The organism is Microbacterium hominis (genome assembly GCF_013282805.1).
Taxonomy (GTDB): domain Bacteria; phylum Actinomycetota; class Actinomycetes; order Actinomycetales; family Microbacteriaceae; genus Microbacterium; species Microbacterium hominis_B.
Genome location: NZ_CP054038.1, coordinates 728,391 through 752,195, shown reverse-complemented (window position 1 = coordinate 752,195; position 23,805 = coordinate 728,391). Strand labels below are relative to the sequence as shown.

General features: G+C 72.1%; 22 protein-coding genes. 6 read left to right on the top strand and 16 right to left on the bottom strand.

Annotated features, from left to right (window positions below; translation table 11 throughout):
• The first annotated feature begins 55 nt into the window (after positions 1–55).
• The gene (locus HQM25_RS03210) at positions 56–2,122 is read left to right on the top strand and encodes an NAD(+) synthase (protein WP_172988934.1); all 2,067 of its coding nucleotides are present in this window, start codon (positions 56–58) and stop codon (positions 2,120–2,122) included.
• 15 nt (positions 2,123–2,137) lie between these two features.
• Here HQM25_RS03210 and HQM25_RS03205 read toward each other — a convergent pair whose 3' ends face one another.
• Together HQM25_RS03205 and HQM25_RS03200 are read right to left on the bottom strand one after the other, a co-directional pair.
• Positions 2,138–2,704 carry a hypothetical protein gene (locus HQM25_RS03205; protein WP_172988933.1) on the bottom strand — a complete coding sequence of 189 codons (567 nt, stop codon included), beginning with the start codon at positions 2,702–2,704 and terminating at the stop codon, positions 2,138–2,140.
• Between the two features lie 97 nt (positions 2,705–2,801).
• Positions 2,802–3,380 (bottom strand): hypothetical protein, encoded by a 579-nt coding sequence (locus HQM25_RS03200; RefSeq protein WP_172988932.1) that lies wholly within the window; start codon positions 3,378–3,380, stop codon positions 2,802–2,804.
• A 130-nt stretch (positions 3,381–3,510) separates the two neighbouring features.
• Between HQM25_RS03200 and HQM25_RS18025 the strand changes: the two genes are divergently transcribed.
• The 3 genes from HQM25_RS18025 to HQM25_RS03190 all read left to right on the top strand — a co-directional run bounded on the left by HQM25_RS18025 (position 3,511) and on the right by HQM25_RS03190 (position 6,768).
• A complete protein-coding gene (locus HQM25_RS18025) occupies positions 3,511–4,182 on the top strand; it encodes a phytoene desaturase family protein (RefSeq protein ID WP_367948295.1) in 672 nt (223 codons plus the stop codon).
• Between the two features lie 101 nt (positions 4,183–4,283).
• Positions 4,284–4,973 (top strand): phytoene desaturase family protein, encoded by a 690-nt coding sequence (locus tag HQM25_RS18020; RefSeq protein WP_367948294.1) that lies wholly within the window; start codon positions 4,284–4,286, stop codon positions 4,971–4,973.
• 250 nt (positions 4,974–5,223) lie between these two features.
• Positions 5,224–6,768, top strand: coding sequence for a lipase maturation factor family protein (locus tag HQM25_RS03190; RefSeq protein ID WP_172988931.1), 1,545 nt, complete (start codon positions 5,224–5,226; stop codon positions 6,766–6,768).
• Positions 6,769–7,151: 383 nt separating this feature from the next.
• On the opposite strand, the gene HQM25_RS17740 is transcribed toward HQM25_RS03190, so the two are convergent.
• On the bottom strand, positions 7,152–7,508 hold the full coding sequence (locus HQM25_RS17740) for a hypothetical protein (protein ID WP_254359529.1): 357 nt from the start codon (positions 7,506–7,508) through the stop codon (positions 7,152–7,154).
• A gap of 131 nt (positions 7,509–7,639) precedes the next feature.
• Between HQM25_RS17740 and HQM25_RS17735 the strand changes: the two genes are divergently transcribed.
• Positions 7,640–7,810 (top strand): hypothetical protein, encoded by a 171-nt coding sequence (locus HQM25_RS17735; protein ID WP_254359751.1) that lies wholly within the window; start codon positions 7,640–7,642, stop codon positions 7,808–7,810.
• A 4-nt stretch (positions 7,811–7,814) separates the two neighbouring features.
• Here the strand turns inward: HQM25_RS17735 and HQM25_RS03180 are convergent, their stop codons facing one another.
• The 4 genes from HQM25_RS03180 to HQM25_RS03165 all read right to left on the bottom strand — a co-directional run bounded on the left by HQM25_RS03180 (position 7,815) and on the right by HQM25_RS03165 (position 13,425).
• Entirely contained in the window at positions 7,815–7,994 is a 180-nt protein-coding gene (locus HQM25_RS03180) for a hypothetical protein (RefSeq protein WP_172988930.1), read from the bottom strand.
• 98 nt (positions 7,995–8,092) lie between these two features.
• Positions 8,093–8,809, bottom strand: a complete 717-nt coding sequence (locus HQM25_RS03175; RefSeq protein ID WP_172988929.1) for a GDSL-type esterase/lipase family protein — start codon at positions 8,807–8,809, stop codon at positions 8,093–8,095.
• A gap of 321 nt (positions 8,810–9,130) precedes the next feature.
• Positions 9,131–12,274, bottom strand: a complete 3,144-nt coding sequence (locus HQM25_RS03170) for an AAA family ATPase (RefSeq protein ID WP_172988928.1) — start codon at positions 12,272–12,274, stop codon at positions 9,131–9,133.
• Positions 12,271–13,425 (bottom strand): exonuclease SbcCD subunit D, encoded by a 1,155-nt coding sequence (locus tag HQM25_RS03165; protein ID WP_172988927.1) that lies wholly within the window; start codon positions 13,423–13,425, stop codon positions 12,271–12,273. Before HQM25_RS03165 ends, HQM25_RS03170 begins: the two co-directional genes overlap by 4 nt.
• Before the next feature lie 171 nt (positions 13,426–13,596).
• Here HQM25_RS03165 and HQM25_RS03160 point away from each other — a divergent pair, with 171 nt between their 5' ends.
• Positions 13,597–13,812, top strand: a complete 216-nt coding sequence (locus tag HQM25_RS03160) for a hypothetical protein (protein WP_172988926.1) — start codon at positions 13,597–13,599, stop codon at positions 13,810–13,812.
• 388 nt (positions 13,813–14,200) lie between these two features.
• Here the strand turns inward: HQM25_RS03160 and HQM25_RS03155 are convergent, their stop codons facing one another.
• The 9 genes from HQM25_RS03155 to HQM25_RS03115 all read right to left on the bottom strand — a co-directional run bounded on the left by HQM25_RS03155 (position 14,201) and on the right by HQM25_RS03115 (position 23,607).
• Entirely contained in the window at positions 14,201–14,635 is a 435-nt protein-coding gene (locus tag HQM25_RS03155) for a DUF1801 domain-containing protein (protein ID WP_172988925.1), read from the bottom strand.
• A 22-nt stretch (positions 14,636–14,657) separates the two neighbouring features.
• Positions 14,658–14,867 (bottom strand): hypothetical protein, encoded by a 210-nt coding sequence (locus HQM25_RS03150; protein WP_172988924.1) that lies wholly within the window; start codon positions 14,865–14,867, stop codon positions 14,658–14,660.
• Between the two features lie 245 nt (positions 14,868–15,112).
• The gene (locus HQM25_RS03145) at positions 15,113–15,433 is read right to left on the bottom strand and encodes a GNAT family N-acetyltransferase (RefSeq protein WP_172988923.1); all 321 of its coding nucleotides are present in this window, start codon (positions 15,431–15,433) and stop codon (positions 15,113–15,115) included.
• Positions 15,434–15,531: 98 nt separating this feature from the next.
• Entirely contained in the window at positions 15,532–16,956 is a 1,425-nt protein-coding gene (locus HQM25_RS03140) for a glycoside hydrolase family 1 protein (RefSeq protein ID WP_172988922.1), read from the bottom strand.
• On the bottom strand, positions 16,953–19,184 hold the full coding sequence (gene yicI / locus HQM25_RS03135) for an alpha-xylosidase (protein WP_172988921.1): 2,232 nt from the start codon (positions 19,182–19,184) through the stop codon (positions 16,953–16,955). Before yicI ends, HQM25_RS03140 begins: the two co-directional genes overlap by 4 nt.
• Positions 19,184–20,104 carry a carbohydrate ABC transporter permease gene (locus tag HQM25_RS03130; protein ID WP_172991484.1) on the bottom strand — a complete coding sequence of 307 codons (921 nt, stop codon included), beginning with the start codon at positions 20,102–20,104 and terminating at the stop codon, positions 19,184–19,186. Before HQM25_RS03130 ends, yicI begins: the two co-directional genes overlap by 1 nt.
• Complete coding sequence (locus HQM25_RS03125) at positions 20,104–21,087, bottom strand: carbohydrate ABC transporter permease (RefSeq protein ID WP_172988920.1); 984 nt, start codon at positions 21,085–21,087, stop codon at positions 20,104–20,106. Before HQM25_RS03125 ends, HQM25_RS03130 begins: the two co-directional genes overlap by 1 nt.
• Positions 21,088–21,178: 91 nt before the next feature.
• Positions 21,179–22,483, bottom strand: coding sequence for an ABC transporter substrate-binding protein (locus tag HQM25_RS03120; RefSeq protein ID WP_172988919.1), 1,305 nt, complete (start codon positions 22,481–22,483; stop codon positions 21,179–21,181).
• A gap of 107 nt (positions 22,484–22,590) precedes the next feature.
• Positions 22,591–23,607, bottom strand: a complete 1,017-nt coding sequence (locus tag HQM25_RS03115; RefSeq protein WP_172988918.1) for a LacI family DNA-binding transcriptional regulator — start codon at positions 23,605–23,607, stop codon at positions 22,591–22,593.
• Positions 23,608–23,805: the final 198 nt, after the last annotated feature.

Genomic DNA, 23,805 nt, shown 5'->3' with positions numbered 1-23,805 from the left:
ACAACGCCGGGCACGGCATCCACCGGCCCGTCGCGCACCTGACAGACTGAGCACCATGAGCCTCCCGTTCGAGAGCGTCTACCGGCACGGATTCGCGCGGATCGCCGCGTGCACGATCCCGGTCTCGATCGCCGACCCGGCCGCGAACGCCGACGCGGTGATCGAGGCGGCACGCGGGTGCCACGACGACGCGGTCGCGGTGGCGGTGTTCCCGGAGCTGTGCCTCACCGGGTACGCGATCGACGACCTCGTGATGCAGGACGCGGTGCTGGATGCCGTCACGGCGGCGATCGCGCGGATCGCCGAGGCCTCCGCCGATCTGCTCCCGGTGCTCGTGGTGGGAGCCCCGCTGCGCCACCGGAACCGGCTCTACAACTGCGCTGTCGTGATCCACCGGGGAGAGGTCGTCGGCGTCGCGCCGAAGGCCCACCTGCCCACCTACCGCGAGTTCTACGAGCGCCGCTGGTACGCACCGGGCGAGGAGTGGGCCGGCGAGCCGATCCGCATCGGCGAGTACGAGGCCGTGTTCGGCACGAACCTGCTCTTCGACGTGCGCGACGTCCCGGGCCTCGTGCTCCACGCAGAGGTGTGCGAAGACGTGTGGGTGCCGGTGCCGCCGTCGTCGCTGGCCGCGCTGGCGGGCGCGACGGTGCTGGTGAACCTGTCGGGCAGCCCCATCACGATCGCGCGTGCCGACGACCGGAAGACTCTGTGCCAGTCGCAGTCGCTGCGCTGCCTCGCCGCCTACGCGTACGCCGCGGCGGGGGCGGGCGAATCCACGAACGACGTGTCGTGGGACGGCCAGACCATGATCTACGAGGGCGGCCTGCTGCTGGCCGAGACCGAGCGCTTCCCGGACGGGCCGCGACGGTCGGTCGCCGACGTCGACCTCGACCGGCTCCGTCAGGACCGCATCCGGCAGGGCACCTTCGACGACAACCGCGCCTCCGCCGGCGCGGGAGCGTTCGTCACGGTCGACCTGTACCTGGAGCCGCCCGCGCGCGATGTCGGCCTCCGGCGCACGCTCGACCGCTTCCCCTTCGTCCCCGACGACCCCGCGCGCCTGTCGCAGGACTGCTACGAGGCGTTCAACATCCAGGTCTCGGGCCTCGTGCAGCGCCTCGAGGCGATCGGGCGCCCGAAGCCCGTGATCGGGGTCAGCGGCGGGCTCGACTCGACCCACGCGCTGCTGGTCGTCGCGCGCGCGATGGACCGCATGGGGATGCCGCGCAGCCACATCCGCGCGTTCACGATGCCCGGATTCGCCACCAGCGACCACACCAAGTCGAACGCCATCGCACTGGCCGAGGCGATCGGCGCGTCGATCGAGACGATCGACATCCGCCCCGCAGCCCTGGAGATCCTCGAAGGCATCGACCATCCGTTCGCCGACGGCGAGCCCGTGCACGACATCACGTTCGAGAACGTCCAGGCCGGCATCCGCACCGACTTCCTGTTCCGCCTCGCGAACCACCACGGCGGCATCGTGATCGGCACCTCCGACCTGTCCGAGATGGCCCTCGGCTGGTCGACCTACGGCGTCGGCGACCAGATGAGCCATTACGCCGTCAACAGCGGCGTGCCCAAGACCCTCATCCAGCACCTCATCCGCTGGGTGATCGCCCACGACGGCGACGGCTCGACCGATCTGTCGGATGCCGCGAAGGCCGTGCTGCAGTCGGTGCTCGACACCGAGATCTCCCCCGAGCTCGTGCCGGCCGGGCAGGACGGCAAGATGCAGTCCACCGAGGACCGCATCGGCCCGTACGCCCTCCACGACTTCACGCTCTTCCACGTGCTGCGCTACGGCCTGCGGCCCTCGAAGATCGCCTTCCTCGCCGAGCATGCCTGGCGGGATCGGGATGCCGGGGCCTGGCCCCCCGGCTTCCCCGACGACGATCGCTTCGACTACGACCTGGCGACCGTGACGAAGTGGCTGCAGGTGTTCCTGAAGCGCTACTTCGCGTTCGCGCAGTTCAAGCGCTCGGCGATCCCGAACGGGCCGAAGGTCTCGCCCGCGGGCTCCCTCTCACCGCGCGGCGACTGGCGCGCGCCCTCCGACGGCAACGCGCGGGTCTGGCTGGACGAGCTGAAGGCGGCCCTGCCCGACCTCGTCGACTGACGAGGGGCGCGGGCGTCATCGCCCGGTGTCGCGCACCCCGACGCGGTCGGGGATCTCGAACGCGAGACCCGGCAGCCACGATCGCGGCTCCGGCCACGGTCGGGAGGTGGGCAGCCCCGTGAGCGCGCGCCGCACCGCGGCATCCCGCCCCGCCTCGGGCACATCCACCGGGATGACCCGCCGCGGCGCGCGATGGCCGAGTGCGCCGCACCACCAGTGCCGCCAGGTGTGCTCGGCGGAGCCGGGATCGAGCACGACGTAGTAGTCGGGCATGACCGCCTCGCCCGCGCCGAACCGCGCCAGCGCACTGTCGACCTCGGCTTCGAGCGCACCGAGCGTCGAGCGCTCCTCGAACAGCTCCACCCAGGCTGAGGCGACATGCACGAGAGGATCGGCGTCGTGCACGACCCAGGTCGACAGCGACGCGCGGATCCGGCGAGCGCCCAGCGCCGGATCGTCGTCGGTGAGGGTCAGCGCCTCGATGCCCGGCGCGCCGCTGAGCTCGGCGACCACGTCGGGGGCACCATCGCCGACGATCGCGACGACGGTTCCGAAAGGTCCGGCAACCGGGCTGTACGCCATGCTCCAGCGTACGGCGCGCGGCGTTTCAGCGGGATGACACGCGCCGAAACGTCGTGAGTCATCGCCCGGATCGGGATGGATGCCGCTGCGTCGCGCGTCAGGCCGGCAGCGCTCCGTACGCCATCGTGATGATGAACCCGTCGCGGGACAGGTCGGCGAGCTGGTAGAAGACCTTGCGGTCGGGGATCCAGCCCTTGGTCTGCGGAGAGTCCAGGCGCACGTGGTCGGCCGCCACGCGCGTGCCGCGCCCGTCCGCGTCGCGCACCGCCTGCACGCGCGTCCAGTGGGCGATGAGCTTGGGCAGGTCGTCCTCGTCGAGCAGATGCGAGTGCCGCTTCATCGTGTGCACCTCGACGGTGTCGGGGCGCCCGTCGCGGATGTCGAGGCCGATCGGCACGGCCGGATCGGCGACGGCCACGATCGTGGCGGCGCGGAAGCTCGCGTTGCGGATCGCCAGCGGCACCTCCTGGCCGTTGACCTCGGCGATGAGCTGGGTGTGGAAGCCGAAGTGGGTCGGCGCCTCGCGTTCCACGCGCACGGCCCGCTCCTCGACCTTCAGATGCGCGGCGAGGATCTCCCGCGCGAGCATGCGCTTGCGATCATGCTCGGAGAGCTTGGGGTCCCACCCCAGTCGCGCCGTGATGCCTGCGGGCGTGTCGAGCAGAACCGATTTCATGACCCCCACCTCTCTGCGCGGCGCCTCGCCGCCCTCCCATCCTGCCCAAGTCGCGCCGCCGCGCAAAGCCTGACGCGCTCACCAGGTCGTCGGCGCCCACCGCCGCGTCCCACGGTGCGAGGATGGGCGCATGGCTCCCCGCGCCACCGTCGTCGGCAGCGGCCCGAACGGGCTGTCCGCCGCCGTCTCGCTCGCGCGCGCCGGGTACCGCGTGCGCGTGCAGGAGGCGGCATCCACCCCCGGCGGCGGCGTGCGCACGGCGGAGCTCACGATCCCGGGCTTCCACCACGACGTCGGCTCGGCCGTGCACCCGGCCGCGCTCACCTCGGCCTTCTTCCGCGCGTTCGGGCTGCGGGAGCGCATCGACTGGGCAGTGCCGGAGGCCTCCTACGCGCAGCCGCTCGACGGCGGGCGCGCCGCCATCGCGTGGCGCGACCTCGAGCGCACGGCCGACGGGCTGGGTCGGGATGCCGCGGCCTGGCGCGCGGTCGTGCGGCCCATGGCCCGCCACCTCGAGGAGATCGTCGAGTTCAGCGGCGCGCAGCTGCTGCGCCTGCCGCGGCATCCCCTCGTCATGGCCCGCTTCGGAGCGCGGATGCTGGAACTCGGCTCCTCGCTCGGACGACGCACCTTCGCGACCGAGGAGGGCGACGCTCTGGTGACCGGCGTGCTCGCCCACGGCAACACTCCGCTCCCCTCGCTGGGCGGCGCGGCATCGGGGCTGTTCCTGCTCGCGCACGGCCACGTCGGCGAGGGCTGGGCCTTCCCCGCGGCGGCGCGCAGCGCATCGCCGACGCGCTGATCGCCGACCTCGTCGCGCACGGCGGCGAGATCGAGACGGATCGGCGCATCGACAGCCTCGACGGCTTCGCGTGGGGGGATCCGGCCCGCGGCGACGTGCTCGTGCTCGACACCTCGCCGCGGCTGCTGCTCACCCACCCCGCCCTCCCGGCCGCGTACGCCCGCGCGATCCGCGCCTACCGGTACGGCCCCGCGGCGGCGAAGGTCGACTTCGCCCTCTCCGGCCCGGTGCCGTGGGCGCATCCCGACGTGGCGCGGGCGCCGACCGTGCACCTGGGCGGCACGCGCGCCGAGGTCGAGGCGAGCGAGAACGCCGTCGCGCGCGGTCGGGTGGCCGATGCGCCGTACGTGCTCGCCGTGCAGCCGTCGATGCTCGACGGCACCCGGGCGCCGGGCGATGCGCAGGTGCTGTGGGCGTACATCCACGTGCCGGCGGGATCGACGCTGGACCCCACCGAGCCGGTGTTGCGTCAGGTCGAGCGCTTCGCACCCGGGTTCCGCGAGCGGGTGCTGGCCTCGCGGGCCATGACCGCCGCCGAGCGCGAGGCGTTCAACCCGGCCGACATCGGCGGCGACATCCTCGGCGGCGCGTTCAGCCTCGTGCAGGCGGTGCGGCGCCCCGTGCTCTCGCGCACCCCCTGGCGCACGCCGCTGCGCGGGGTGTACCTCGCCTCGGCGGCCACGCCTCCCGGGCCCGGGGTGACGGGGATGCCGGGCTGGTACGCCGCCCGCCAGGCCATCGCCGACACGGTCGGCGTCGAGGCCACGCTCGACGACCTCTTCGCCGGGTGACGCCGCCCGCACCCGCGGCCTCCCCCGCTCCGCTGTCATCATCGCCGCCCGCACCCGCAGCCTCCCCCGCTCCGCTGTCACCATCGGCGCCCGCACCCGCAGCCTCCCCCGCTCCGCTGTCACCATCGGCGCCCGCACCCGCAGCTCGTGACGGCGGAGCAGCCCGTACCGACGCCTGCGACAGCCTGTATCGACGCGGGACGCGGGCGGGGCCTGTCGCCGGTCGCGCGCCGGGCGTACCGTGACCGGCATGGACGGCTTCGCGGCGGTCGACTTCGGTCTCGCGCGCGAGGTGCTCCAACGGGGCATCGCGGCGCTGTACGCCATCGCGTTCGTGTCGACCCTGAACCAGTTCCGCCCCCTGCTCGGCGAGCGCGGCCTGCTGCCCGCCCCCGAGCTGCTCGGCTGGGCGCGCGCCACCGCGCGCGCGTCCGCCCACGCCTCGCGGCGGGCGCGGTACCGGCTGCGGCCGACGATGTTCCGCTACCTCCGCTACACCGATGCCCGTCTGGTCGCGCTGTGCCTTGCGGGGCTGGTCATGGCGGCGACGCTGGTGGCCGGCATCCCCCAGCTCGGTCCGCCCTGGGTGCCGATGCTATGCTTCCTCGCGCTGTGGCTGGGGTATATGTCGATCGTCTCGATCGGCCAGACCTTCTACGGATTCGGCTGGGAGATGCTGCTGCTGGAGGCCGGGTTCCTCGCCGCGTTCCTCGGCTCGAACGACCAGCCGCCGACGGTCGTCGTGATCGTGCTGTTCTGGTGGCTCGTGTTCCGGCTCGAGTTCGGCGCGGGCATGATCAAGATCCGCGGCGGACGCGAGTGGCGCGATCTCACCGCCCTCATGTACCACCACGAGACGCAGCCGATGCCGGGACCGCTCAGCCGCCAGGCGCACCTGCTGCCGCGCTGGTTCCATCGCGGCGAGGTGGTCGGGAACCACGTCGCCCAACTGGTGGTGCCGTGGTTCCTTTTCGCTCCGCTGCTGGGGCTGGTGGTGCCCGGCCCGATCCCCGCCCTGGTCGGCGCGGGCGCGGCGGCCGTCGTCATCGCGACGCAGCTCTGGCTCGTGCTCACCGGGAACTTCGCGTGGCTGAACTGGGCGACGATCGTGCTGGCCTTCTCGGCGATCGGGGTTCCTGCCACCGCACTGCGCGGAGGGGATGCCGGCCCCGGGGCCGCGGGCGCGGCATCCCCTCTCCCCGGCACGATCGACGGGGTGCCGATCGCGTGGCTCGTCGTGACGTGCGCGGTCGGCGCGCTGTACCTGTGGCTGAGCGTCGCCCCCGTGCAGAACCTCGTGGCGCGGCGGCAGCTCATGAACGCGTCTTTCAACCGGTGGCAGCTCGCCAACGCCTACGGCGCGTTCGGCTCGGTCACGAAGCAGCGCATCGAGATCGTGGTGGAGGGGACCATGGATGCCGACCCCGACCGGGCGCACTGGGAGGAGTACGGGTTCAAGGGCAAGCCCGGCGACCTGCGGCGCGTGCCGCGCCCGTTCGCGCCGTACCATCTGCGGCTGGACTGGCTGATGTGGTTCCTGCCGCTCGGGCGTTCGCTCGACGAGTGGTTCACGACGTTCCTCGTGCGCCTGCTCGACGCCGACCCCGCCACTCTGCGACTGCTGGGGCACGACCCGTTCGACGGCGGCCGGCCGCGCTTCGTGCGTGCGGTGTCGTACCGGTACCGCTTCGCCACCCGCGCCGAGCATCGCGCCGACGGAGCGCGCTGGGTGCGCGACCGCGAGCGGCTCGTGGTGCCGCCGATCGGTGCGGATGCCGCGCAGCGCGGCGCGTGAACCCCTCGGATGGTGCTCGCCCGCGTTCGTGGGTCGCTTCCAGCGGGTTCAGTCACATGGATGCCCCAGCCAGCGCCCCACGAACCACGCGCACCGCGGCGCCTCGGCGTTCGTGGGTCGCTCCGGACGGGTTCAGTCACGTGGATGCCACAGCCAGCGCCCCACGAACCACATGCGCCGCGGCGCCTCGGCGTTCGTGGGTCGCTCCGGACGGGTTCAGTCACGTGGATGCCGCAGCCAGCGCCCCACGAACCCTGCGTGCCGCACGCCCCCACCTTCAAGGGTCGCTCCCGACGGGATCACGAGCGCGAAAGCCGCAGCCAGCGCCCCACGAACCCTGCGTGCCGCGACGCCCCCACCTTCAAGGGTCGCTCCCGACGGGATCACGAGCGCGAAAGCCGCAGCCAGCGCCCCACGAACCGCGGCGCCCCACTCCACACACTGCATAAGCGCCGGCGGACGGGGAGAATGGAACGATGAGACTGCTCGTCGCCGCCCTCGAGTCCGAACTCGCCGCCTTCCCCGCGGAGCTGCCCGGCTTCGATCGGCTGATCACCGGGCCTGGAAAGCTCCAGGCCGCGTACGCCCTCACCCGCGCGCTGGATGCGCAGCCCTATGAGGAGATCCTGGTGGTGGGCACCGCCGGAGCGATCGACCCGTCGCTGCCCTACGAGGTGTTCGAGGTCGAAGCGGCGATCCAGCACGACGTCACCGACATCGACGGCATCGTCGGGCAGCACGTCTCGCTCCCCGCGCGGGTGCGCATCGGTCCCGGGACAGCCGACGGCGTCACGATCGCCACCGGCGACCACTTCGTCGACGATGCGGAGGCCGCGCGCAGCATCCGCCCCTCGGGGCCGTGCTCGTCGACATGGAGACCTACGCGTACGCGTGGGTCGCCGAGCAGTTCGGCGTGCCGCTGCGGGTGCTCAAGTCGGTGTCGGATCGCGCGCAGGACGACGCGCACATGAGCTGGCTCGACGCGGTGGCCGCGTGCAGCGCGCAGCTGTACGCGCGCGTGCGCGCAGAGTACGACCTGTAGGGGTTCAGCTCTTCGACTTCGAGAAGGCGCCGCGCAGGAAGAGGTACACGACCACGGCGACGCCGGCGATGATCGCCAGCTTCACGACGAACCAGAGCACCGAGAACAGCAGGTTCACGAGCACCCAGGCGATGGCGATGGCCGCAATGACAGCCAGGACGGTCCAGAGGGTGTTCTTGGTCACCCTCCCACCCTAGACGGGCCTGCACCGCCCGCGAGACGAGCACCGGTGGGCGGGCGGCTGGGACCGACCCCGCCACCGGCGGTCTCAGCGACGGCGAGTCACCCGACCCACTGCGACGCGGCCCACGTGACGGCCGCCAGCGACCGCTGGCCCGTCGTCGAGGGGTGGAAGTAGTCGCGGGTGGAGACGTCGCTGCGCGTGAAGGCGTAGTTCGCGACGGCGTAGCCGTCCCAGCGGCACTTCGCCGTGGCCGCGCACGCTGCGGCGAGCGCGGCGTTGTACTCGTCGACCCGGGTCTGCACCGCGTCGCGGCGGATCACGTCGGCGGCGGCGGTGCTCGTCGGGCGCAGCAGCATCGAATCGCACTGACGGAACGCCGCCCACGCGAGCCGGGCCGAGAAGCTGGACTTGTTCAGCTCCCACAGCCGCTTGAGATTCGGGATGCTGGCGACGAAGATCTCCGGCTGCGCGGGGCTCGCCGCGAGGGTCGCGAGGGTCGTCTGCACACTCGCCGCGAAATCGGCGGTGGGCGTCATGAGCGCGACCGTGTCGGCGCAGGCGTCGTTCGCGCCGATCTGCATGGTGACGTACTGCGCGCCCTGCGAAGCGGCCCGCGTCGCCTGCGCGGGCAGCTCTGCGGCGACCGCGCCCGGAACGGCGTTGTTGTACGCGGTGACCGGGGCGGTGGCACGCAGCCGCACCGCATGGGACTGCACCGTCGATGACGTGCCCGTGGCCCAGCTGCCCGCGGGGCACATCAGCAGCAGCGAGCAGGTCATGGATGCCTGGGTGATCGAATCTCCGATGGCGGCCATGCGCGCCGGCGGCGGGGCGCTGCGGAGGCGGCGGGGGCGGACAGCAGGGCGCCGCCGGCGAGGACGACGGCGGCGGACAGAGTGGCGAGGGCGCGGCGCGCCCGTGTGGACAGATGCATGAAGGTCTCCCGTGAACGTCGTCGTCGTCGGAATGCGGGCGCGGCGAACCGCGGCCGGAGGCCTCCAGTCCACGGCGCACCGTGACCGGCGTGATTCCGGCGGTAGACGATCGGCTCCCCGTTCGTCGTCGGCGATCGATCCCTCAGCGTCGACCTGGCGCGACACTACACCCCGCACCGTGCGGCGGGCAACGATCTCGATTCATGTGCTCACCAGGGCGTCTTGGGTGATGACGCTCGGACCCTGCGGTGTCGCCGCCACGCGCAGCTGCGCGGGGATCTGCTCCCGCATCGCGGCGACGTGGCTGATGAGCCCGACGGTGCGACCCCCCTGACGCAGTTCGTCGAGGGTGCGCATCGCGAGCTCGAGCGTGTCTTCATCGAGCGAGCCGAACCCCTCATCGATGAACAGTGTGTCCAGCCGCACTCCCCCGGCGCGCGCGGTGACCACCTCGGCGAGGCCGAGCGCGAGCGAGAGCGACGCCAGGAAGGTCTCGCCGCCCGACAGCGACTGGGCCGGCCGGGGCTGACCGGTGTGCGCGTCGAGGACCAGGATGCCGAGCCCTGATGCCGCACCCCGCGAGGCCAGCGCATCGGTGTGGAGCAGTCGGTAGCGCCCCGCCGACATGTCGTCGAGGCGCAGGTTCGCCGCGTCGACGATCTCCTCGAGCTCGGCGGCCAGCACGAAGGACTCGAGCGCCATGCGGTGCGTGTTGGGGGCGCGCCCGGCGACGGTGTCGGCCAGACGCACGATCACGGCGTGGTCGGCGGCGAGATCGGCGATCGCGGCATGCCCGTCCCGCGCACGGCCGACGAGCTCCCGCGCCCGGGTCGCCGTCTGCTGCGCGTGCGCGGCGGCATCGACCGCCCTCGACCAGCGCTCGCGGGCGTCGGCCAGCGCGCCCTCGGTGACAGCGAGGTCGACGAGGTCGTCGGGCTGCCCGGCGAGGGCGAGCTCGAGCTCCAGCAGGCGGTCACGGGCGTTCGCGAGAGCGACCTCGTGCGCGCGGATGCCGTCATCGAGACCGCTGCGGGTGGCGAGGTCGCATAGCGCGGCGGCGGCCTCGCCCGCGTCGGCGAAGTCCGTTGCTGCCAGGCGCTCAGCGAGGTCGCCGGCGGCACGCTCGGCAGCGGCCACAGCGCTGTCGCGCGCGTCGACGGCGTCGGCCAGCGCCGCCGCCGCCATTCGTCGGCGGTCGGCGTCGTCGATGCGGGCGCGCACACTCGCGTGCTCGCCGCGCGCCGCGTCGACGACGCGGGCCGCGGCGGCGATACGGGCGTCGAGAGCCGCCAGCGCGGCACCGTGCTCGGCGACCTCGGCGGCCGACCGCTCCCGGTCGGCCCGAGCGGCCTCGTCGGCTGCCACGAGCGACGCGCGCTCGATGACGAGGGCGTCGCGCCGAGCGGCGGCGGCCTCCGCGCGGGCGAGGGCGGCAGCCGCTTCGTCGGTGCTCCGGACGAGGGTCGCGGTGTCGTCTCCGCCGGCGCGGGCGGTGGCTTCCGCGACCGCGGCGCGGGCGGTGCGGGCGGCGTCGGCGGCGTCGCTGTCTGCGCGGGCCGCGGCGTCTCGTGCCGACTCGGCGGCGGCGACCTGCTCGTCGGTGACGGGGTCGGTCGTCGGCGCGGCCGGATGCGGGTGCTCGAGCGCACCGCACACCCCGCACGGCTCACCGGGCGCGAGTGCCGCCGCGAGCTCGCCGGCGTGCCCCGCGAGCCGGCGGCGCAGCAGGTCGGTCACCGCCGCGCGCGCGGTGTCGAGCACGGCGGCAGCCTGGAGGTAGGACGCATCGAGCGTGCGCGAGCGTTCGGCGAGACGCTCGCCCTCGCGCGCGGCCGCGAGCCGAGCGGCCACATCGTCGGCGCGTGCGCGCGCCGCATCGAGAGAGCCGGCGGCGTCGCGCGCGGACGCGAGGCGCTCGTCGAGGTCGGCGAGCATTCCAGGGCGCTCGGCGGCCTCCGCATCGAGGCGGACGAGATGGGCGGTCGCCGCGGCCTCCTGCCGACGCTCCCTCTCCCGCTGTACGTCGAGCTCTTCGATCTCGCGCTCCGCCGATTCCGCGGCGCGCCACACCGCGATGTCGCCGGTGAGGCGGGCCACCTCCTCGCGCAGCGCGACAGCCTGCGGAACGGGGTGCTCGAGGCCGGATGACGCGGCGGTCGCCGGCGCGACCCGACGCCAGTCGCCGATCGCGTCGACGAGCGCGGCCTCGCGCGCGCGGAGCCCTGCAGCGGCGACCGCGGAGATCTCGATCGGCGCGCGGAGCACCTCGGCGGCCAGAGCCCGATCGAGGGTGCGGCGGTCGTCGGCCACGGCCTTTTCGCGGCTCTCGAGCGCGGCGAGCTCGTCGCGCGCCCGCCTGCGACGCACCTGCGCATCGCGCAGGCCGCGGGCCGCCGCGTGCGCGGCATCGGCCGCCGCGTGGCCCGCGTCGGCCTCGGCACGCTCGCGGACAAGGGTCTCGACGCGGTAGTCGGCCCGCTGGAGCCCGACCTCGAGCGCCTCGAGACGCGCCGTCTGGCTCCCGGGAACCTCCCCACGGGGAGCGCCGGCCGGAACCGCGGCGGCGGGGCCGCCGCTCACCGCGCCCTCAGCCCCGAGCCCACCGTCGGCACCAACGACTGCGGCGCTCTCGCCGGCAGCACCCCCTGTCGGCGCCGCGTCGCCGGCGAGTCGGGCGTCGGCCAGCGTTCGCTCGGCCTCGCCCAGCAGGAGATCGACGGCGCCGCCGGCGGTGGCGACCGCGCGCTCCGCGTCGCGGCGTCGCTCGTCGAAGGCCGCCTGGTAGTCCTCGTACCGCCGGGTGCCGAACAGCCTGCGCAGCAGCTTCTGTCGCTCGTCGTTCTTGGCCAGCAGGAACTCCGCGAACCGGTTCTGCGCGAGAAGGATCACCTGCAGGAACTGCTGCTGGCTGAGCCCGACGATCTCATCGAGTGCGAGCCCGACGTTGCGGGGGCCGGACGAATGGCCCACCCAGCGCCCGTCGACGAACTCGTCGAGCTGCGCTTCCGCCCCGACCACCGTCGTGCCGCTGCCCCGCTTCTTGGCGCGCGAGTACTCGGGCGAGCGTGTGACCCGCCAGCGCCGGTCGGCCGCCGTGAACTCGACCGTGACGCGGGTCGCCTCATCGGGCGCGCAGTGGTCGCTGCGCAGGCGCTTCTCGGCACCGTCGTAGCGGGGCACGCCGCCGTAGAGGGCGAAGCAGATGCCGTCGAGCACACTCGACTTGCCTGCGCCGGTGCGGCCGGCGATGAGGAAGATGCCGTCGCCGGCGAATGCGTCGAGATCGACGGCCTGGCGGGTGCGGAACGGGCCGAAGCCCTCGAGCTCGAGTCGATGCAGTCTCACGCCGAGGCCTCCGCGAGGGAGCGCTCGCCGATGACGTCGCGGATGATGGCGGCCTCCCGCTCGGATGCGGCCTCTCCGTCGCGCACGTGCGTGAGGAACGCGTCGATGAGTTCCGCGTCGGACCGCGCCGCGCGCACACGGTCGGCGTACGTGCGGCCGTCGTCGGCCCGCTGCTGCAGCGGGGTGTGCACGACCGTGGCGCAGAAGGGGAAGCGGGCCAGCAGACGTCGCATGGGGTCGGGCTGGGGCGTGGCATCGGTGTACTGCGCGCACACCCAGGCGTCTTCCGCCGCGGCGTGGGCGGGGTCGTCGAGCAGGTCGTCGAGCGGGCCGCGCAGGGTCACCAGCCGACGCGGAACGGGGAGATCCAGCCACTGTGCGTCGGCGAACCCATCTGCGTCGAGGTCGACGAGCCAGGAGCCGCGGGGCTTGTCCGCCTCGCCGAAGCTGTAGTGCAGCGGCGCCCCCGCGTACCGCACGCGGTCGGAGAGCCTCTGTCGCCCGTGGATGTGGCCGAGCGCCACATAGTCGGGCCCGTCGAACACGGACAGCGGCACGACGTCGAGCGTGCCCTGCCGGATCTCCCGCTCGACGCCGGGCGTGGCATCCACTCCCGCGGCGAAGCAGTGCGAGATGACCACCGAGCGCCCGCCGCGCACGGCGAGGTCGTCGCGGATCAGCCCCATCGCGTGCGCGATCGTCTGATGCTGCGAGCGCAGCTCCGCGCCCTCCCACAGGTGTCGCACCAGGGCGGGCTCGAGGAACGGGATCGGGTAGAACCGCACCGGCCCGTCGGCATCATCGATCGTGATCGGCACGCCCACCGCGAGCGGGTCGGTGACCACGTGGATGCCCTGGCGCAGCAGGGCCGCCTGGAAGCCGAGACGGGCCGCGGAATCGTGGTTGCCGCTGGTGACGATCACCTGGGCGCCCGCGTCGGACAGCGCGGCGAGCGCGTCGGTGAGCACGGCGTAGCACGCGGCGGCGGGGGCGGCGGAGTCGAACACGTCGCCGGCGACGACCACGACGTCGACCCGGTGCTCGCGGACCTGCACCACCAGCACGTCGAGCACGCCGCGCAGGGCGGCGAGGGTCGAGTGCCCGTGGAAGGACCGGCCGATGTGCCAGTCGGAGGTGTGCAGGATCCGCATGGAGAAAACGGTAGGCGGGGGCTGCGACATCGCCGGACAGGCCGGCGGAGGGTCGCCGCATCGGGCGTGCGCTTCCTGCCGAGCGGCGTGCGATTCCTGCCGAGGTGGCCGATGGCGGCAATGTCGGACCCCCGGCGTACGTTGCCGACATCGGAACCAACGGAGGAAATCATGCTGCTGCTTGTCACCGCCGCCGAATACGAGCACCGTCACGAGAGCGCCCGCCGGGCACGGGAGCACGCGATCATGGTCAGCATCCGCGAGCGCCGCGAGGCCCGCGCGGCCGAGGCGTGGGCCGACGCGGCCCGCACCCTCACCGCGCGTCGGGTCACCAGGGCTTCGTGGCCGCGACCGATCGGCGCGCACCTGCACCCGACCGCGGCCTGACGCCCGGGGCGCCGCCTGAGAACGCACCGCCACCCTCGGCCTGACGCCCCGGCGCCGACCGCGGCCTGACGTCACAGCACCGCCCGACAGCACCGCCCGACAGCACCGCCCGACAGCACCGCCCGACAGCACCGCCCGACAGCACCGCCCGACAGCAGCACCGCCCGACAGCACCGCCCGCACCGCCCGACAGCACCGCCCGCACCGCCCAGCACCGCCCGCAGCACCGACAGCACCGCCCGACAGCACCGCCCGACAGCACCGCCCGACAGCACCGCCCGACAGCACCGCCCGACAGCACCCGACAGCACCGACAGCACCGCCCGACAGCACCGCCCGACAGCACCGCCCGACAGCACCGCCCGACAGCACCGCCCGACGGGCCGCCTCAGACGGCTCCGTCGTCGCCCGCGGTCGCGGCCAGTGCGACCAGGCGTCCGAGCTCGTCGAGGTCGATGCGGTCGAGCGACGGGAACGAGACCGCAGCCGAGCCGACCTTCACACGGCCGAGGCCGGCGCCGTACTTCTTGGCGAGGTACTGCCCGTCCTCGGTCGCGTTGAGGTAGACGCTCACGTGGTTCTTCTGCAGGGCGGCGCCCACGCGGAACCACTCGACGGGCGTGCCGTCGGAGCGGCTGTACGACCAGTCCCCGTAGCCGATGATCTCCTGGTCGGTGCCGCCCCAGAAGACGCCGGTCCACAGCACACGCGCCGCGGCCGGCATCCTCTCGCGGATCAGCGCGTCCAGGCGCGCGAGCTGATCGCGGCGAGGATCGTCGAGGGCGGCGAGGTAGTCGTCGACAGAGGTGGCGGACCGCTCCATGCGCCCATCGTACGACCGGCGGTCAGGAGGTCGCGGGGGCGGCCGGATCTCCGCTGTGGATCTGCCGCGCCAGCTCGTCGACGACGTGGTCGGGCAGCTCGATGCCGGTCTGCTCGAGGCGCTGCCCCAGCACGTGCCGGATCTGATCGAGGGATTCGGCGCCGACGTCCGAGCGGGTCTGCGCGACGAGGCCCGCGAGCTTCTCGAGCGACGACGCGTCGTTCTGCGCCATCGCCGGCAGGCGCTGCTCGCCGTTCTCGCCCAGGCCCCCGTCCTCGCGCTGGGCCTGGCCGGCCGTGAGGGTCTCGCGTCCCTCGTCCTGCCCGAAGTGGTCGCTGCTCGGGTGGTCTGGTCGGGCGTGCTCATCACGGCTCCTCTCGTCGAGCGGATGATCCGCGAGTCCCGCAGATCACCCGAGACCAGCGTCGCCCATCGCGCGGCAGCCGGGAACGGGGTTGACAGCGGCCGGAGCGGGGGTCAGGATGCCGCGCGCCGCGCTCCACCGGACGGAGGTTCGCGCAGCACGGCGCCGCGCTCGGGATGGGCGGCGAACCAGTCCGCCACGTACCAGCACACCGGGATCACCCGCCGGTCGCCGCGACGCTCGATCTCGGCGACCGCGCGCTCCACCACCTCACCGGCGTAGCCGTGGCCACGGAAGGTCGGCACCGTGTAGGCGCGCGTCATGGCCACCGTGCGGCCGTCGTCGCGATAGTCGAGCACGCTCACGAGGTCATCGCCGCGGCGGAGCGTGTAGCGCGAAGCGTCGGGTTCGTTCGCAAAGCTCAGTTGACTCACCCGTTCACGGTACGCCCGCCCGGAGGGGCGGAGGGTCGGCGGGCCCGCGTGTCACAGCGAACGCTCCGCCGACCCACGGCCGGCTCACGGCGAACGGGTCAGGGCATCGTCCCGGTGGCGGCGAGCGCCGCGTACCAGCGGCCGCTGTCCTTCACGGTGCGCTCGAGCGTGTCGAAGTCGACCCGCACGATCCCGAACCTCTTGGCGTACCCGTATCCCCACTCGAAGTTGTCCAGCAGCGACCACACGAAGTAGCCGCGCAGGTCGACCCCGCGCTCCATCGCCCGGTGGGCGGCGGTGAAGTGCCGGCGCAGGTAGTCGAGCCGCTCGGGGTCGGGCACCGAGCCGTCGGCGGCCACGACGTCGTCGAACGCCGCACCGTTCTCGGTGACCATGAGCGGCTGGCCGGGGAACTCCCCCGACAGCCCGACGAGCAGCTCCTCCAGCCCCTCGGGCGCGATGTTCCACCCCATGGCGGTGTACGGTCCCGGCTGCTCCACGAACTCGACGAGCTGATCGCTGCCCGGCCACGCGGTCCCGCCCGCGGCGCCCTTGTGGCCGTCGTTCATCTGCTTCGGCGAGACGCCGTCCCACAGGCGCACGGTCGCGGTGGAGTAATAGTTCACCCCGAGCACATCGAGCGGCTGATGGATCGCCGCCAGGTCGCCCTCGTGCACGAACGACCAGTCCGTCACCGCCGCGGTGTCGGCCAGCAGGTCGGCCGGGTACTCCCCCTTCAGCACCGGATGCGTGAACGCCCGGTTCGCGAGGGCGTCGATGCGCCGCATCGCTTCGCCCGCACCGTCGCCGACCCCGCGCAGCACGTGGAAGTTCAGCGTGAGCGAGTAGTCCGGATCCCCCGTCGAGGTCTCTCGCAGCGCCTGCACCGCGCGGCCGTGCGCGAGGTTCAGGTGGTGCACCGCCGCCAGCGCTGCGGCCGGCTCGTGCCGGCCGGGAGCGTGGCCGCCCTGGCCGTAGCCGAGATACGCCGAGCACCATGGCTCGTTGAGAGTGGTCCACGTGTGCACGCGGTCGCCGAGGGCGGCGCCCATGATCGCGGCGTACTCCTCGAACGCATCCGCCGTCGCCCGCGCCGGCCAGCCGCCGGCATCCTCCAGCGCCTGCGGCAGGTCCCAGTGGTAGAGCGTGGCGACGGGCCGGATGCCGCGCTCGAGGAGCCCGTCGACCAGCCGCGAGTAGAAGTCGATGCCCGCCTGGTTCGGGGCCCCCGTGCCGGTCGGCTGGATGCGCGGCCACGCGATCGAGAACCGATACGCGTCGAGCCCGAGCTCGGCCATGAGATCGAGGTCGCCCTCCCACCGGTGGAAGTGGTCGCACGCGACATCTCCGGTGTCGCCGTTCCACACCTTCCCCGGCGTCTTGGAGAACGTGTCCCAGATCGACGGGCCGCGCCCGTCCGCATCGAAGGCACCCTCGACCTGGTACGCCGCCGTCGCCGAGCCGAACGTGAATCCGGGCGGGAAGACGAGTCCGGAATCCCGGTAGTCGGGAGAGCCGGTCATCGGGTGACCGCCGACAGGTCGGCCGTGCGCGTCTCGGAGCGCCCGTCGGGAGTCGTGACGACCACCTCCCGCGTGCCGGTGCCGCCGCCGAAGACCCGCAGCTGCAGGCCGTCGAGGTAGTCGTAGTCGGGCCGGTCGTCGCGGGCGCCCCACGGGATCACGGCGCCGGGGCGGGCGTAGAGCGGCAGCGACGCGAAGCCGTGCGTCTCGCGCACCCACCGGCCGCCTTCGACCTCCTCGCCCGTGAACAGCGACGTCCAGGTGCCCGCGGGCAGGTAGAACTCCACCGCGCCGTCGACGGAGAACACCGGGGCGACCAGCAGATCGGGGCCGAGCATGTACTGCCGGTCGAGGTAGGCCACCGCGGGGTCGCCGGGGAACTCGAGCTGCATCGGCCGCATCACCGGCACGCCGGTGGCCGCGGCATCCATTCCCAGTCGGTACAGGTACGGCATGAGCCGCATCTTCAGCCGGGTGAAGACGCGAGTGACCTCGACGGCCTCCTCGTCGAACTGCCACGGCACCCGGTAGGACTGCGAGCCGTGGAAGCGGGAGTGCGAGCCGAGCAGGCCGAAGGCGGTCCAGCGCTTGAACACGCCGGCATCCGGCGTGCCCTCGAAGCCGCCGATGTCATGCGACCAGTACGCGAAGCCGCTCAACGCGAGCGACAGGCCGCCGCGGAGGGTCTCGGCCATCGACGCGAACGTCGAGGTCGAATCGCCGCCCCAGTGCACCGGCATCGACTGGCCGCCGGCGGTGGCCGAGCGGGCGAACAGCACCGCGTCGCCCTCGCCCCGCGCGTCGACCAGCACGTCGTGCACGGCCCGGTTGTAGAGGTGCGTGTACAGGTTGTGCATGCGCTCGGGGTCGGCGCCGTCGGCCCACACGACGTCGGTGGGGATCCGCTCGCCGAAGTCGGTCTTGAAGCAGTCCACGCCCTGGTCGACCAGCGCGCGCAGCTTCGACTGATACCACGCGGTCGCGTCGGGGTTCGTGAAATCGACCAGGCCCATGCCCGCCTGCCACAGGTCCCACTGCCACACCGAGCCGTCGGGGCGCGTCACCAGGAAGCCCTGCGCGGCCGCCTCGGCGAACAGCGGCGAGCGCTGGCCGATGTACGGATTGATCCACACGCACACGCGCAGGTCCTTCTCGTGCAGCCGCGCGAGCATGCCGTCGGGGTCCGGGAACACGCGCGGATCCCACTCGAAGTCGCACCAGTTGAACTCGCGCATCCAGAAGCAGTCGAAGTGGAAGACCGACACCGGCAGCTCGCGGGCCGCCATCTCGTCGATGAACGACGTCACGGTCTGCTCGTCGTAGTCCGTGGTGAACGACGTCGACAGCCACAGGCCGTATGACCACGCCGGCACCACCGGCGGGCGGCCGGTGAGCGCCGTGTAGCGGTTCAGCACGTCCTTCGGGGTGGGACCGGCGAACACGAAATACTCCAGCGCCTCCCCCGACACCGAGAACTGCACCCGCTCGACGGACTCGCTGCCCACCTCGAACGACACGTGGCCGGGGTCGTTGACGAGCACGCCGTAGCCGGCGCTGGAGAGGTAGAACGGCACGTTCTTGTACGCCTGCTCGCTCGAGGTGCCGCCGTCGGCGTTCCACACCTCGACGGTCTGGCCGTTCTTGACCAGCGGGCCGAAGCGCTCCCCGAGTCCGTAGATCAGCTCCCCGACCCCGAGATCGAGCTGCTCGTGCAGGTATGTGTCGGCCAGCGCCGCCCCCGGCGCCGCGCCCACGATGCCCGGATCGACCTGGGCCTGCGAGCCCAGCTGCACGTAGCCCTGCGCCTTGTGTCCGCTGCCGGTCACACGCCGGCCGTCGACCTCGAACGCGAGGCTCCACGGTGCGCCGGGCGCGATCCGCGCGGTGAGGGCCCCCGAGACGAGCACTCCCGCACCCTCCTCGATGGATGCCGCGCCCGCGCCCTCCCCGGCGGCGGCCGCACCCGGCAGTGCGAACCCGCCGTGCCACGTCCCGCCCTCGTGGTGGGCGATGCGCACGCGCACCACGCCCTCGGCGGGCGAGGAGATCGTCGTGGTCAGGACCGCGCGGTTGAGCGTGTCGCCGCGACCGGCGATGGCCTTCGTCGGCGCGGTGATCACGAGCCCCGGGCCGTCGGCGGTGTCGGTCTGCCAGATGTCGTACGCCTCCTGCGCGTAGAGCGCGGTGACGCCGGGACGCAGCTGCCAGAACCCGTCGGTGAACTTCATTACTTGACTGCTCCTGCCGTGATGCCGCGCGCGAGCGTGCGCTGGAAGATGAGGAAGAAGATGATGGTGGGGATGAGTCCCAGCAGGGCCGAGGCGCTCGTGGTCGTGACATCCATGAGGCGATCGCCCTGCAGCACGCTGATGGCCACCGGAACCGTCTGATTCGCGTTCGAGACGAGGAACGTCAGCGGGATCAGGAACTCGTTCCACGTCCAGATGAAGAAGAACACGAGCAGCACCGACAGGGTGGGCCGGCTGATCGGGAAGATCACCCGCCACAGGATCTGCCAGCGCGTCGCGCCGTCGATCGCCGCCGCCTCGAGCACCTCCTTGGGGAACGTGCCGTAGACCGCCGACAGAAGGTAGGTTCCGAAGGCCGCCTGGATCACCGTGAAGATGATGATGACCGACCACACGTTGTCGTAGAGCCCGACCGACTTGAACATGTAGTACAGCGGGTAGAGCAGGCCCTCCTGCGGCAGCAGGTTCGCCAGCAGGAACAGCAGCACGATCCAGGAGCGGCCCTTGATGCGGCCGATGCCGATCGCGAACGCGTTCAGCACCGACAGCAGCACCGCCAGCACCGCGACGGTGCCGGAGATGAAGATCGAGTTCCACAGCACGCGGGGGAACTGCACGCGCTCCCAGAAGGCGACGATGCCGTCGAAGTACAGCGTCGTCGGAAGGCCGAGCACGCCGTTGTTGGCGTAGTCGGCGGGCGACTTGAACGAGTTCACGAGGATCAGATAGAACGGCGCGATGATGAGGATCGCGGCGACGACCGCGAACGCGAGCATCAGCCAGTCGACGCCGCTCTTCTTGTTCATGCCGCCGCGCGGGCGCGGCTTTCCGAGCCCCCGCGGCTTGCTCGCGATGAGGGCGCGCGTGCTCGTGGTCTCTGCGGGAAGCTGGGTGACCATCACAGACCCGCCCTTTCCTTGCGCTCCGCGGCGTTCTGCGCGCGGATGAACAGCACCGACACGATCGCGATGACGACCGTCAGGGCCGTCGCGATCGTCGCGCCGTAGCCGACCTGCTGGGACTGGAAGAACTCGGTGTACGCGTAGTACGCCGGCACGATCGTCGAGGTGCCGGGGCCGCCGCGGGTGAGCACGTACACCGGGCCGAAGACCTTGAGCGCGGCGATCGTGCAGGTGAGGGTGACGACGTAGATCTCGGGGCGGATGATACTCACCGTGATCGCGCGGAAGCGCTGGAACCAGTTGGCGCCGTCGAGCTCGGCCGCCTCGTAGAGCTCGGGGTCGACGCGCTGCAGCGCGGCCATGAAGATGACGACCGGGTAGCCGATCTGCACCCACACGAGCACGACCATGATGCTCGCCAGGGCCGTGTCGGGGCTGCCGAGCCAGTTGTGGGTGAGCTGCTCGAGCCCGATGTTGGTGAGGATCACGTTCAGGGCGCCGTCGCCCGGGCGCAGGATCCAGCCGATCACGATGCCCGCGATGACCACGGGGAGGATCTGCGGCAGGTAGTAGGTGGCGCGCAGGAAGCTCGCGAGCTTCCCGCCGAACTTGCGGCCGACGACGTCGAACAGGAGGGCCGCGAGGATCAGGCCGACCACGGTCGGCACGATGACCATGGCGACGATCATCCAGATGCTGTTGGCGAAGGAGGTCCAGAACTTCGCATCACCGAACAGCTCGATCCAGTTCTCGAGGCCGATCCACACGGGCGGGCGGATGCCGCGCCACTCGGTGAAGCTGAGGTAGACGTTCCACACGAGCGGAACGATGATGACCACCGTCAGCAGCAGCAGGCCCGGAACCAGGTAGAGCCAGTATCCGAGCGAGGCGCGGCTGCGGCGATCGGGGATGAGCGGCTCCTCGGGAGGGAGCTTCGCGCGCTTCGCTCTCGCTTCGCGCACGAACGGGACGGCGGACATGTCGATCTCCTGACCGGTGGGCTTTCGGGGTGTGTGAGAGGGAGGGTGGATGCCGCGCCGCGCGGCGTGCGCGGCATCCACCTCTTTCGACTCAGCGGAAGTCGTCGACGTACGCGTCGTACTCGTCGCCGAGGGACTGCTGGACCTCTTCGGGCGTCTTCGTGCCGTTGATGAGCTCCTGGAGCTCGGCGACGATCGTGTCGTAGAAGGTGGGGGTGGGCCAGTCGGGGTAGAACGACAGGCCGTCCTTCTCGTTGACCGCGTTGAACGCCTGGATGAGCTCGAGGCTCTTCTCATCGGTGATGTCGGCCTCGTCGGCGGCGACCGGCAGGCCGCCGTTGTTGCCGATGAGCGCCTGGATCTCGGGGCGCATCGTGATGTCGATGAACTCGTAGGCGAGGTCCTTGTCGCCGGCGCGCTCGGGCACGACCCACAGGTTGCCCGACGAGCCCAGGCTCAGGTCGCTGTCCGGGAAGGGGAACAGGCCCCAGTCGAAGCCCGAGATCTCGTCGACGAAGCGGCCGTACCACCAGCTGCCCGAGATGAAGATCGGCGCCGAGCCGTTGATGAACGACACGCCGGCGTCCTCGGCCTTCAGGCCCGTCACGTCGGACGAGATGTAGCCCGCGTCGACGTAGTCGAGCAGGGTCTCGGTGGCGTAGGTGATCTCGTCACCGGTCCAGTCCACCGGGTTCTCGTAGAGCTGGTAGTCGTTCACGAACTGACGGTCGGCCTGGCTCAGGGCGAGCTGGTACCAGAGCTGGCCGAGCGGGTACTCCAGCCCCGCCTCGGCGAGCGGCGTGACCCCCTGCGCGACGAACGCGTCGAGCACGTCGATGAACTCGTCGTAGGTGGTCGGGATCTCCAGGCCCGCCTCGGCGAAGGCGTCCTCGTTGTAGTACACGGTGACGAACTCGCCGTAGTTCGGGATGCCGTACCAGGCGCCCGAGCCCATGACGCCGTCTTCGTCGTACCGCGCGGTGGTCTGCAGGGACGGGGCGAGCATGTCGTCCCAGCCGAACTCGTCGACCGCGTCGCTGATGTCGGTGAGCAGGCCCTGGCTGGCGAGGAGCCCGGCCGTGGCGTTGCCCTTGTTGAACTCCATGAGGTCGGGGGCCTCGTCGGAGTTGAGCACCTGGCTGGCGGTCGAGCGGATCTGCTCGAAGCTCTTCTCCTCGAACTCGACGGTGGCGCCCGTCTCCTCCTCGAAGACGCGGATCGCCTCGTCCCAGGCGATGCCCATGGCGCTGTTCGCGCCCTCGTAGTGCCAGAGCGTCAGCGTGTCGTCGCTCTCGCCGGCGCTCGAGCCGGCGCAGCCGGCCAGGGCGAGGCCTGCGACGGTGAGGGTGCTCGCAGCCGCGAGCACGCGGGTGCGGCGGGGGGTGTGTCGTGCCATCTTCGGCATCCTTTCTCGGTGACCAGCGGTGGTCGGGGTGTGATCGTGTGAAGTTGTCGAAGCGCTTCGATGAACGTCGCGCGAAGGCCGCCCGGGGGCGGTGGGCGTCAGAGGCGCCGCGGGGGCGCGACCGAAGCGTGGTCGTGGTACACGGGATCGATGAGCCGGACGCCCGGCTCGGGACGCTCAGCGCCGAGACATTCCAGCGCGAGCGTCACGGCCCGCTCGCACGAGGCGGCGGGGATGAGCGGAACGGTGTCGACCGGCACCTCGTGCGCCTCGGTGTCGAAGCTCGCTCCGACGGCGACGACCGAGATGTCGCCCGGCACACGGAGGCCCTGTGCGGCGAGCTCGCGCAGCACGGCGGCGTGCTCCTCCTCGGTGCAGTGCAGCACCAGGCCGGTCACCTCATCGGCGAGCATCTCGCGCACCGCGCGCCGGGCGACGGCGAGATCGGGCTGGGCGTGCCCGCTCACGCGGAAGTCATGGTGGATGCCGCGCTCGTCGGCGCGACGCTCGAACGCCGCCTTCACGCGGGGAGGGAAGTTCGACTTCTCGTACGCGACGGCGTGCTGGCCGATCAGGCCGATGCGCGCGTGGCCCGCGTCGGCGAGACGGTCGACGGCGAGCGCGGCCGCCGCCTCGAAATCGAGGTCGACGCAGACGAGGCCGGCGTGGTCATCGGGAACGCCGATGAAGACGGTCGGCGTCGCGATGAGTCGCGACAGGGCGGCCCGCTCGTCGTCGGGGGCGACATCGAGCACGAGGATCGCGTCGACGAGCCCGTTGGCGGCGACCCGGCTCATACCGGCGCGGGCCTGCTCGTCGGTGAGCAGCAGGATGTCGTAATCGTGGCGGCGCGCGGCCACCGCGGTGGCGAGCACGAAGGCCATGTGGGTGGGGGCGTGCGTGTCGCGGCGCAGCGGCTCGGTGAGCGCGAAGATGTTCGTGCGGCGTCCGGCGAGCATTCGGGCGCCCGCGTTCGGGCTGTAGCCCAGGCGCTGCACGGCATCTTCGACGCGCTTGCGCGTGGCCGGCGAGACAGGCCGCTTGCCGCTCAGTGCGTAGGAGACGGTGCTGATCGACACGCCGGCGGCCTCGGCCACCTCGTTGATCCTCGCCATGTCGACTCCGTCGTCTGGTTGTCCTGATTGTCCTGGTTGTCGAAACGCTTCGCGAAGCGCTTCGACTGGGATGCTAGCGCGATCGCGAGCGGGAGCGCAAGCCTTTTCGCGGAATTGGCAACATAAGCGAGAGAGCGCTCTCAGGACGCGTGGCGAAGCGGTGAAACTGCGTGTCGAGGCCCGGCAGACCGCGTACCA

Bases quoted from the DNA above. Each gene is read 5' to 3' on its own strand.
- HQM25_RS03210 (WP_172988934.1), top strand. From the start codon at position 56: ATGAGCCTCCCGTTCGAGAGCGTCTACCGGCACGGATTCGCGCGGATC.
- HQM25_RS03205 (WP_172988933.1), bottom strand. From the start codon at position 2,704: ATGGCGTACAGCCCGGTTGCCGGACCTTTCGGAACCGTCGTCGCGATC.
- HQM25_RS03200 (WP_172988932.1), bottom strand. From the start codon at position 3,380: ATGAAATCGGTTCTGCTCGACACGCCCGCAGGCATCACGGCGCGACTG.
- HQM25_RS18025 (WP_367948295.1), top strand. From the start codon at position 3,511: ATGGCTCCCCGCGCCACCGTCGTCGGCAGCGGCCCGAACGGGCTGTCC.
- HQM25_RS03190 (WP_172988931.1), top strand. From the start codon at position 5,224: ATGGACGGCTTCGCGGCGGTCGACTTCGGTCTCGCGCGCGAGGTGCTC.
- HQM25_RS17735 (WP_254359751.1), top strand. From the start codon at position 7,640: ATGGAGACCTACGCGTACGCGTGGGTCGCCGAGCAGTTCGGCGTGCCG.
- HQM25_RS03175 (WP_172988929.1), bottom strand. From the start codon at position 8,809: ATGGCCGCCATCGGAGATTCGATCACCCAGGCATCCATGACCTGCTCG.
- HQM25_RS03165 (WP_172988927.1), bottom strand. From the start codon at position 13,425: ATGCGGATCCTGCACACCTCCGACTGGCACATCGGCCGGTCCTTCCAC.
- HQM25_RS03160 (WP_172988926.1), top strand. From the start codon at position 13,597: ATGCTGCTGCTTGTCACCGCCGCCGAATACGAGCACCGTCACGAGAGC.
- HQM25_RS03155 (WP_172988925.1), bottom strand. From the start codon at position 14,635: ATGGAGCGGTCCGCCACCTCTGTCGACGACTACCTCGCCGCCCTCGAC.
- HQM25_RS03150 (WP_172988924.1), bottom strand. From the start codon at position 14,867: ATGGCGCAGAACGACGCGTCGTCGCTCGAGAAGCTCGCGGGCCTCGTC.
- HQM25_RS03140 (WP_172988922.1), bottom strand. From the start codon at position 16,956: ATGACCGGCTCTCCCGACTACCGGGATTCCGGACTCGTCTTCCCGCCC.
- yicI (WP_172988921.1), bottom strand. From the start codon at position 19,184: ATGAAGTTCACCGACGGGTTCTGGCAGCTGCGTCCCGGCGTCACCGCG.
- HQM25_RS03130 (WP_172991484.1), bottom strand. From the start codon at position 20,104: ATGGTCACCCAGCTTCCCGCAGAGACCACGAGCACGCGCGCCCTCATC.
- HQM25_RS03125 (WP_172988920.1), bottom strand. From the start codon at position 21,087: ATGTCCGCCGTCCCGTTCGTGCGCGAAGCGAGAGCGAAGCGCGCGAAG.
- HQM25_RS03120 (WP_172988919.1), bottom strand. From the start codon at position 22,483: ATGGCACGACACACCCCCCGCCGCACCCGCGTGCTCGCGGCTGCGAGC.
- HQM25_RS03115 (WP_172988918.1), bottom strand. From the start codon at position 23,607: ATGGCGAGGATCAACGAGGTGGCCGAGGCCGCCGGCGTGTCGATCAGC.